Origin of the sequence: Pseudomonas sp. MYb541, assembly GCF_037479595.1 — a bacterium.
Classification (GTDB): Bacteria; Pseudomonadota; Gammaproteobacteria; order Pseudomonadales; family Pseudomonadaceae; genus Aquipseudomonas; species Aquipseudomonas canadensis.
Map to the genome: position 1 here is coordinate 67,221 of NZ_JBBGYS010000036.1, position 9,519 is coordinate 76,739.

Here is a 9,519-nt window from a genome sequence, read left to right on the forward strand (position 1 = left end):
GTCAGGTATGCGAGTCGTCAATCACCTTCGGCACCGTGAACCGGAACTCACTGCCGCGACCCACCTCACTCTCGGCAACGATCTTGCCGCCATGGGCCTGGACGATGCCTTGCGTGATGTACAGTCCCAGCCCGCTGCCGGTCGGGTTGTTTTCTGTTTGCGTCCAGTAGCGATCGAACACGTGAGGCAGTTGTTCCGGTGCAATACCTTCGCCGGAGTCGCGCACCGAGAACACGATTTCTTCGCCATTGCTCATGGCGCTGATACCGATATTGCCCTGGCGCGGGGTGAACTTGATGGCATTGCCGATCAGGTTCGACAGCACCTGAAACAGACGCTCCGGGTCGGCATTGATTTGCAGGCCCGGTTCGGCGTTGAACGACAGATCGATGCCTTTCTCCATCGCCAGGGGCGCCAGCAACGAGTAGGCCTCGTCGAAAATCTGGCTCACATCCAGGATCACTGGCCGCACCACGTAACGCCCGGCCTCGATTTTCGAGGTGTCGAGCAAGTCTTCCAGCAGCACATTCATGCGCCCGGCGGCCTGCTGCATGGTGTCGATGGCCGAGGAAATCCGTCGCGATGTGTGTGGGCCGTCAGAGCTGAAGGCCTTTTGCATCATGCCGCACAGCATGGAGATCACCGTCATCGGGTTGCGCAGGTCATGGGACACCACCGCCACCAGCTCGTCGCGGGCGCGCACGGCTTGTTGTTCGCGCAGCACCTGGCGCGCCAGGTCGTTTTCCAGGGCCGAGCGGCGCAGGTCATTGGCGGCAAAGTGGTCGCCATGGCTCCACTTGGTGGAGATGCCGGCCATCTCCACCTTCCAGATTTCAAACGAGGTGCGTGGGCGAAGGCGCAAGCCGGCGTCGGAGTTTTCCAGATCCAACGGTTTTTTCGGATCGCCGCTCCAGTTGATGTTCTCCTTCACTTCCGGGCGGAACCACAGCACGCCGTTATCCACAGGCTTGGGCAGGCTCATGGCCAGCACCCCACTGGCTACCTGCTGAAACTCGGCGGCCGGCGGGTACACCGACGACAGGTTATGGCTGGAGAACACTGGCTCGCCACCCTCTTGCAGCCACTTGTGCAAAGCACGGATCTGCGCCGGCTCCGGGCAGTTTCCGTAGCGGTGCAGTTGCTTGTCTTCGATGATCGCCACGCCGCCGGACAGGGTCAGGTCCATCAGCAACCGACCTTGCTGGGCCAGGCCGTCGAACACGTTTGCTTCCGAGCGCTTCATCGCCTGATCCAGTAAGGCCAGGGCCTCGACTTTCTCTTCACGCTGACGGCTCAGGTCCAGGGCTTCCATGGCGCTGATCTGCAACGACAACACCTGGCCGATGGTTTGGCAGGCCGTACGCAGGTCATTAGGCACCAGCAGCGGCTCACGGTTGCCGCAACTGATCAGGCCCCACAGCCTGTCGCCCTTCATCAATGAAATGCTCATGGACGACAACACGCCCATGTTCTGCATGTACTGGCAATGAATCGGCGACACGCTGCGCAGGGTGGCGAAGCTCAAGTCCAACGGCTGGCCGGTGTCCGGGCGCAGCTTGGGCAGCAGTGGCACGGGCTCGTAGGCCGCGTTCGGGATGATGCGTAGCCAATTGGTGCGATACAACTCGCGGGCTTGCTCCGGGATGTCGGACGCAGGGAAGAACAGCCCGTTGAACAGCTCCATGGACGGCGCCGACGCTTCGGCGATCACTTGGCCATGGCCTTCGTCTTCGAAGCGATAGATGAGTACCCGGTCGTACCCGGTCATGGCCTGGATTTCATTCACGCTGATTTCGTACAGCGCTTGCAGGGTTTTCGCCGACTGCAAGCGCTGCAGCATTTTGCCCAGGTCACTGGTGCGACCATTCAGCACCCGTGGGCGGAAATCCTTGAGCAGCGGTTCGAACTCCAGCACCAGCACATTTTGATGGCGGTGCAGCAGGCCTTCGAATTCCGCGCCGTTGAATGTGACATGCAAAGGGGGGGCATCGAAGAACGTATGGTTTTCGGCCATGACGGCAACCGCCTTGGCGTGCTCCGCGCCTACCAACGTGTGCAGTGGCTGGCCCAGCAGCGCCTCGGGGGCATGGCCAAACAAATTGGCGATGTTGGCGCTGACCTGGATGATGTTCAGGTCCGGCTCCGACAACGTCAGCAGCACACCGTGGGGCTGGATCGCTCCAGGAAAACGGATGGGCTCGTCGGCACAGTTGGCAAGCAGCTCTTCAAAATCTTCGGGTTTCATAGCAGTACCTCCTGGCTGTCGAGCCAATGCTCAAAGCAGCTGAATGTTGATCGGGCAGCGTCTACTGCGCGCTGCCTGGCTGGCGCGTCCAGTGGCTGGACGCCCAGGTAGTCGAGAAAATCTTTCCAGCGCCGACCGGTTTCGGCTCCGTACACATTGAGAAACGCACCACCGTTGTCGGCGTTTACGTTCAGGCGCTGAGTCATTTCCCGACGCAATACCTGGCCGCCCAGGGTCGCGCCTTCCAGTACATACAGAGCACCGAGGCAGGCGGCGGGGGTATCGAAGGTTGGTAGTTCAGTACAACAGGGGAGGGTGTTGATGGCCGGGGCATCCAGGTCCAAGGCATTGAGATCGCACACCAACGTGGGTGTTTTCACACGCAGCGCTGTGTCGAATCCATCGGGGATCAAGCCACTGTCATACAGGGCGGACTCCATCGGCTGATAAAACCCGTAATACGCCTCGAGCAAGCGCACGTACCAATCGGCATCCAGTCGTTCTGAGAAAAACGGCAGGCGCTTTTCCAGCGCCACATGCAGCAGGGCCGTGCCTGTGCGCAACGCTTCCAGCAATGAGGGCGCACCAGCGTCATGGGCCTGTGAATGCATTCAATGAGCTCGAACTGTGGGCCTCTCGGCCATGAATGACGCGTCGAAATGGGCGACGATTCTACACACCTCAAAGCCTTCATCTGTACGCACAAGGCGAAAAGGCTGACCAGCGGATCAGAAAAGTCGCTCCTTGCCTCATGAATGACCGCAGCGCTTGTCGCGAAGTTCGGTTTAAGTGATGTCGTGACGCCATTAATGCATGGACAACCCCTGTTGGGTCAGGGCAGTTTTCACGCATTCAATCAGGTGTTCGCTGCTCCACGGCTTGGGCAGAAAGCGCACGGATCCCCCCAACTGAGCCGCCAGCCTGGTGTTACCCGACGTCAGCACCACCGGCACGCTCGGCCAACGATGGGCGACTACCCGGCTCAAGTCATAACCATTGAGCAACCCCGGCATCTGGATATCACTGACAATCAAGTCCACCGGGTCATCGCCCCGTTCCAGGTAAATCATCCCTTCATCCGCCGAAGGAAACGACGTCACCAGCGCGCCGAAATCCTCCAGTACATCCACCATCAATGATCGAATAATCTCGTCGTCTTCCAGCACTAAAATCGATGGCTGAGCCATGATCCTTACTCCACCATCAGGGTTCATAGAGGTGGAGTAGAACACGTCTATATAGGTTCGATTGGATATCTATGGGGCGATGGATGGTCGTTTTAGAGGCACTATCCGGTAAAGTGTGGGGCTCGCTTCTACGTGCTCAAGGATTGACATGTTTATCCGTAACCCTATGGTTCCAGAACTGATCGTTACCACCCTCAGTGCCAGTCTGGATTTCTGGGTGCACCAGTTGGGTTTCACCCTGGCTTACCAGCGCGTTGAGGAAGGCTTTGCATACCTCGACCTCAATGGCGCGCAAATCATGCTGGAGCAATACGACCCCAACGCCGGGCAGTGGTTGACCGCACCTTTGGATCGACCTTTCGGACGAGGTATCAACCTGCAGATCGACGTACCCGTCGTCGCGCCGATTTTGCAACGTTTGGCCCGTGTTGACTGGCCGCTATTCAAGGATGTTGAGCAAGCCTGGTACCGCGCGGGCGATGTAGAGGCCGGGCAGCGCCAGTTCATTGTGCAAGACCCGGACGGTTACCTGGTACGCCTGGTTGAACGGCTGGGGGAAAGGCCTTTAGTACCGGCATAATTGCCTCGACCTTTGTCGCCGCAACGCTTGAAATGGAGTCCCCATGAAGTACCGCGCTTTGATGACCCTCGCCCTGATCCTCACCACAAGCCCTGCCTTCGCAGCCGGCGACGCCGAGGCCGGCGGCAAGCTCTTCACCAAGACCTGCGGCGGTTGCCACAGCATCGGTGAAGGTGCGCGAGGTGGGTTCGGGCCAGAACTCAACGGCATCATCGGCCGACCCGCCGGGACCACCACGGACTACCAGTATTCCGACGCGATGAAAAACTCCGGCGTGGTCTGGACCCGGGACAAACTCGCTGCCTACATCGAGGCACCGAAGAAGGTGGTGAGTGGCACGCGGATGATCTTCTGGGGCATCAGTGATCAGGAGAAAATCGAGAACATTCTGGCGTACCTGGAAACGTTCCAGCCTAAGTGATCACTCGCGCACGTTTCTGAACGTCGAGGCAACGCCAATGGCGCGCAGTGGGTGTTTAGCGAGTCGGCATAGTGGGGGAACAATCCGTTTAAACACGGGTCCAGTTATTACTCACTCTCACCCCGATAAGGACATCCCCCGTGAAGCGAATCGCGCTGCTCTCCATCGCCCTGGCCCTGGGCGCCTGCCAATCCAACCAACGCGACTCGTCGCCCAGCCTGCTCAAGGACGGCATTCAACTGCGCCAGAAAACCGTGGACGTGGATGCGGAGCACGCCAAGGTCATCATGAAGGCCACCGGCGGCACGAACCCCGTCGAATTCGCCATCCGCCGCGAAGGCGACCCCGACCAACGCCTGGAAACCCTCGGCACTGTGATGGATACCGGCGAAGGCAAGGTCTTCAACTGGATTGCCAAGGTCAACCAGACGGTGGCGAGTGTGGGGTTCAAGCGGTTTCCACAATTGGAGATACAGGCGGATCCTGGCAAGAAACTCACCGTGTCCAGCTCGGCGAGAAGCCAGGGCAATGGCACTTACTATAGCTGCGGGCCGGTGATGAGCACGTTCAGCCCGGAGAAGGCCAAGGTGTATTTGGTGGAGTACCAGTTCCGGCTCAACCGTGCGGCGTGTGCGCTGCAGGTGTTTGATATTACGGATCCGGGGAATCGAGTGTTGATTGGGGGCGCGGGGAGTGAGGTGAAGGAGGGGTGATAGTGGGCGTTGACCTCCGTTTGCGTGGTAAAGGCTGGGCGAATACCACACCGTTAAAGGTGTGGGTGTAGCCATCGCAAACGGGGTTCATCTGCTCGGGCGTCAGCTGTGGATTGACCTTTTGTAGCAGGCCGGCTTCGTCGACCCACAAGCCGCTGTAGTAGCTATTTTCATCCGTTGCCACGTAGTCCTGCTTGTCGCTTTCATGTTGCGCAACCATCCAGAACACCGGCTCCGGGCGATTCAGGCGGGCGTTGGCTTCGCTGAAAACCTGATCCCAGGGGTGACCGACTTTGGATAGGAGGAAGCGAAATAGCGGGGTGTAATCAAAGCCGTGTTGATGGTGGCTGTGCATCGAGCCTCGGGTTGATAGTGCGCGCTGTGCCTTTTTGCTGTGGCGTTCGTACCGGTAAGCGCTGCAACTCCCGTGGCGTACGCCATGGGTTCGGGTGTTGACTGAGCGGTAGAGGAGGGGCTTTTGCAGTACAGGTCTCATTGCATCAAAACTCCTTGTTAGGTTGCTTGGGAGGTGGTGGCCAGGCGCCTTGGTAGCGGAAGGAGATTTGATAGTCGAAGTGGTCGGGTTCAATCATGTGTTGGAAGTACGGTTGAATAATCGCTAGCCACTTAGGCAATACGTTGAATACATCTGCATATATCGCAGTTTCTTCAGCTAAACCCAACGCTTCAAAAACGCCGTCTGAATCTTCGATGTCCGCTGAGTACTCATGCTCTTTCAAGTCATTGCTGTGCTTTTCGTACCATCGTAATTTGATTTTCATCACCATTTTCCGAGTTCCTCGTTATCTGTAGATTCGACGTTTCGGGTCCGCCGGGCCTCGACGTTCGGCGGTGTAAGGGTCAAACGCGCCAAAAGTACAGGTCTCATTGCATCAAAACTCCTTGTTAGGTTGCTTGGGAGGTGGTGGCCAAGCGCCTTGGTAGCGAAAGGAAATTTGATAGTCGAAAAAGCGAGGTTCTATAACATGCCGGAAATGTGGCTGGAGTATCGCTATCCAGCTTGGGAGAACATCGAATCCTCCGGCATAGATTTGAGGTTCATCATGCAGGTCCAGTGCTTTAAGGATGCCATCGTCCTCGTCAAGGTTTGCGGAGTATTCGTCCGCCTCTAAGTTTTCGGTTTGTTTATCAAACCATTCCAGTCTTACCTTCATCACCATGATTGACTCTCCGTTTATTTTCTAATGCGTCGTTCATCTTTCGCCGGTCCTCGACGTTCACCGGTATAGGGGTCAAATGAACCTAGGTGTTTCACATCGCTGTATCGGTAAACTTCCAATTCACCTTTTTCTGAGTCCCACTCAAAAAACCGTCGCCCTTTGGCGTCCTTCCAACGCTCGCGAAGCCCGCTACCATCCTTTTTTGAGGACTTCCTCTTTTGCTTTATTAAACCGGGGAAGCCAGTAAGGTCCTCCGTCCTTGGCGCTGCAAAGTAATCATGATCCGCATTTCTTAGGCCCTTGCGTTGCTCATTCACTACTACATACAGTGGCCGAACCCCCGACTCCACCGGGAACACCAGAATAAAATCCCGATACTCCGGCGGGTAAATCGGGTTCACCAGAATCTGCGCCGCCTTCTCCGTCGGCGGATAAATCCAGATCACCGGCGCTTGCGGCGCAGCCTCCAAAGCCGGAATACCTAACGTGTCGCCTGGATCAACGGCAGGTGTCCAGATCAGCTCCACACCCTCACCCAGCTCCGCCACAAACTGATCGCCACGGTCTTGGAACTGCACCACATCGATCATCTGCCAGTCAGGGTTGTTGCCTGTGTAAAACCCATACCCCTTAAGCGTGCCGTCCTCCCTTTGCTCGACATGCAACCGCATCTGCGAACGCGCCCGCTGCATCGAGCGCAATTGCGCTTCGCTGTAGAGCGCGCTATCGCCCAATTCCGACGGCCAAGCCAGCGCCACCAAACCTATCAACAATCCACCAGCAGCGGACACAACGGCAGTGGTCGCCGACTCCAGGACCGCCGAACGCAATGCCAATTGCCCCAACCCAGCAGGCAAAGCGCTACCACTGATCTTGCGTAAGGCAACCGTCCCCCGGCTGTCCACTTCACGCCCACCCAACAGGCTTAAATGGCTTTACTCCTTGATCAGCTCCAGCGGGACATAACCGGCGGGGTTGAAGTAATGAGTGATGCCGTCAGGCAGTTGGCAGGGCTTGATAAAGACGCAGCCGGGAGGTTTGGCTATCGCGGGTGGCGGGGCAGGGGATGCCTCGAAGTAATCAACAGACGGCGAATACGGCGCACGCGATGGCTGCGGGGGCAGGATCCGTCGCTTGCTTAACTCTTCTTCTGTGGGTGGGTAAAAGCGTTCTGACATGTCGGCTCACTTCCTTGTGGGAGGGAGTGAGCGTACGAGGGGTAGTTAAAACCTTATGTCGGCATCAATCGGTGATTGATGTGGGAAAAGTGGACTGACGGTTGGGTGGAGGCGTCTGTTTCTGCAGGTTGATCAGGTCAGCAGGTGCTTGGAAATCAATCGTGAAATTTCGACGATCGAGGTCCTCCCAGTAAATTCGAATTTCACCTTGCCCAGCGAAGAAAAGTAAATCTCCAGTTCCGAATCCAGATCAAACGTCCCGGACGTCTCCACCGAATACGCGACGATGTTCTTGTACGGCAGCGACGTGAAGTCCTTCTTGCTACCGGTAATCCCCTGCACATTCACCGCGATAATCCGCTGGTTGGTAAATACCACCCCATCACGCATGGCCTTGTACGCATCCACCACTTTTTCACCGTCCAGCAGCAGGTCGGCGACGCGTTCGGCGTATTCGTTGTTTTGCTTGAGTTTGAAGAAACCTTTGTTGTTGAAATCGATCATGGGCCTGCCTCTTGGGTGTATGCCGTTTTGCTCGCGGATCTGTATCTAACGCGGGCATTTTGAACGCCCTACCATGGCGGCCAACCTTACAACCTTGGCCAGATGTTTCAAAAACGGAGCCCCATCATGCCTGAACTCTCCAACTGGCTGGCCTATGCGCTGATTTCACTCGGCATGGTGCTCACCCCCGGCCCGAATATGATCTACCTCATTTCCCGCTCGATCTGCCAAGGGCGCAAGGCCGGATTGATCTCACTGGGCGGCGTGGCGTTGGGGTTTCTGGTTTATATGCTGTGTGCTGCGCTGGGGATCACGGCGTTGGTGATGGCGGTGCCGTTTGCCTACGACGCGCTGCGCTTCGGCGGGGCGATGTACCTGGCGTATATGGCTTGGCAGGCGATTCGGCCGGGTGGGCGTTCACCCTTTCAGGTGCGGGACCTGCCCAAGGACAGCCCGCGCAAGCTGTTCACCATGGGCCTGGTCACCAACCTGCTGAACCCCAAGGTGGCGGTAATGTATTTGTCATTGCTGCCCCAATTCATCGACCCGAACGGTCATGGCAGTGTGCTGGCGCAATCGTTGGTGTTGGGTTTTACGCAGATTTTTATCAGCGTGAGCGTCAATGCGGTGATTGCCTCCATGGCGGGCTCCATCGCGGTGTTTTTCGTCACCCGACCGGGGTGGCAGGTGGTGCAGCGTTGGTTGATGGGGTCGGTGTTGATGGGGTTGGCGGTGCGGATGGCGGTGGAAGGGCGGCGGTAAGTTGTTCTTTATAGGATGGCTTTCAGATAGTCCTTGAGTGCGCTGAGCGGGGCATTGAGTTCATTCAGTGTCGACGCTTGGCGCACATCCACCGCCAGCCGTTGCAGTTCGCGACCCAGCACAGTATCGGCGCCGCCCAGGGAGTCGAGCGCCAACTTCAGGCATTCATTGAGCTTCAACTGAATCCCAGCCAAATCCCCCTGCCGCATCAACAACCCAAACACTTCGCGGTCATACCTCTCCATCACCGGGTCATCCCGCAAAACCGGGCTGCTGTCGTCCGTCTCCTGCACCAGCTTCAGTGCAAAGAGCGCAGCCGCTTCCAGCGTCAATTCCATGGTCTCGGTTCCTCGGCGTTTTTGGGGATAGTAGGGGAGGGCGATGATCCCTGTTCTGTGGCGGAAAAAAAAGACCTGGGGCTACTACTATGGGTATGCAGGCAACTGGAATGCTTATGGCGCGCCGCGGAACTTCATGACGCGTTTCAAGCACACCTTCTGACCGTGCTGCCCGGAGATGTTGTACAGCCCTTGGACATTTTCAGAGTGGCAACCTGAGCTCTTCGGTAAGGAAAAATAATTTCTATGCTGGGGTTGACCACGAATTTTAAAGCTGTATTATTCGCCTCCCGCTGACGAGATATCGGAAGCGCAAGTGGTTGAAGTTGTTGAAGAAATCTTCGAAAGCTTCTGAAAATAATCACTTGACAGCAAATGAGGCTGCTGTAGAATGCGCGCCTCGGTTGAGG

At 57.1% G+C, this 9,519-nt stretch carries 12 protein-coding genes and 1 pseudogene; 4 read left to right on the forward strand and 9 right to left on the reverse strand.

Going from position 1 to position 9,519, the window contains the following annotated elements; genetic code table 11:
* Position 1: 1 nt before the first annotated feature.
* From WH299_RS21395 to WH299_RS21405, 3 genes are all read right to left on the reverse strand, one after another.
* Entirely contained in the window at positions 2–2,245 is a 2,244-nt protein-coding gene (locus WH299_RS21395; protein WP_339551229.1) for an ATP-binding protein, read from the reverse strand.
* Entirely contained in the window at positions 2,242–2,856 is a 615-nt protein-coding gene (locus WH299_RS21400) for a biliverdin-producing heme oxygenase (RefSeq protein WP_122725534.1), read from the reverse strand. Before WH299_RS21400 ends, WH299_RS21395 begins: the two co-directional genes overlap by 4 nt.
* A 195-nt stretch (positions 2,857–3,051) precedes the next feature.
* A complete protein-coding gene (locus WH299_RS21405) occupies positions 3,052–3,432 on the reverse strand; it encodes a response regulator (protein WP_323625164.1) in 381 nt (126 codons plus the stop codon).
* Between the two features lie 148 nt (positions 3,433–3,580).
* Here WH299_RS21405 and WH299_RS21410 point away from each other — a divergent pair, with 148 nt between their 5' ends.
* From WH299_RS21410 to WH299_RS21420, 3 genes are all read left to right on the forward strand, one after another.
* A complete protein-coding gene (locus tag WH299_RS21410; protein WP_122725530.1) occupies positions 3,581–4,012 on the forward strand; it encodes a VOC family protein in 432 nt (143 codons plus the stop codon).
* 43 nt (positions 4,013–4,055) lie between these two features.
* On the forward strand, positions 4,056–4,433 hold the full coding sequence (locus WH299_RS21415) for a c-type cytochrome (protein WP_028617863.1): 378 nt from the start codon (positions 4,056–4,058) through the stop codon (positions 4,431–4,433).
* Positions 4,434–4,573: 140 nt separating this feature from the next.
* A complete protein-coding gene (locus WH299_RS21420) occupies positions 4,574–5,146 on the forward strand; it encodes a hypothetical protein (protein ID WP_122725528.1) in 573 nt (190 codons plus the stop codon).
* Here the strand turns inward: WH299_RS21420 and WH299_RS21425 are convergent.
* From WH299_RS21425 to WH299_RS21445, 5 genes and pseudogenes are all read right to left on the reverse strand, one after another.
* Positions 5,085–5,642 carry a hypothetical protein gene (locus tag WH299_RS21425; protein WP_305956023.1) on the reverse strand — a complete coding sequence of 186 codons (558 nt, stop codon included), beginning with the start codon at positions 5,640–5,642 and terminating at the stop codon, positions 5,085–5,087. The two genes, WH299_RS21420 and WH299_RS21425, sit on opposite strands and share 62 nt — an antisense overlap.
* A gap of 4 nt (positions 5,643–5,646) precedes the next feature.
* Positions 5,647–5,934, reverse strand: a complete 288-nt coding sequence (locus WH299_RS21430) for a colicin E3-like toxin immunity protein (protein WP_126571394.1) — start codon at positions 5,932–5,934, stop codon at positions 5,647–5,649.
* A 105-nt stretch (positions 5,935–6,039) separates the two neighbouring features.
* Complete coding sequence (locus WH299_RS21435) at positions 6,040–6,327, reverse strand: colicin E3-like toxin immunity protein (RefSeq protein ID WP_122725524.1); 288 nt, start codon at positions 6,325–6,327, stop codon at positions 6,040–6,042.
* 14 nt (positions 6,328–6,341) lie between these two features.
* Positions 6,342–7,505: pseudogene (locus WH299_RS21440) on the reverse strand (S-type pyocin domain-containing protein).
* A 132-nt stretch (positions 7,506–7,637) separates the two neighbouring features.
* Positions 7,638–8,009: a PH domain-containing protein gene (locus tag WH299_RS21445; RefSeq protein WP_122725519.1), complete on the reverse strand. Its 372-nt coding sequence runs from the start codon at positions 8,007–8,009 to the stop codon at positions 7,638–7,640.
* Between the two features lie 126 nt (positions 8,010–8,135).
* On the opposite strand from WH299_RS21445, the gene WH299_RS21450 reads away from it, so the two are divergent.
* Positions 8,136–8,771, forward strand: a complete 636-nt coding sequence (locus WH299_RS21450) for a LysE family transporter (protein WP_122725517.1) — start codon at positions 8,136–8,138, stop codon at positions 8,769–8,771.
* Positions 8,772–8,779: 8 nt separating this feature from the next.
* Here the strand turns inward: WH299_RS21450 and WH299_RS21455 are convergent, their stop codons facing one another.
* A complete protein-coding gene (locus tag WH299_RS21455; protein WP_122725515.1) occupies positions 8,780–9,109 on the reverse strand; it encodes a hypothetical protein in 330 nt (109 codons plus the stop codon).
* Between the last annotated feature and the right edge of the window lie 410 nt (positions 9,110–9,519).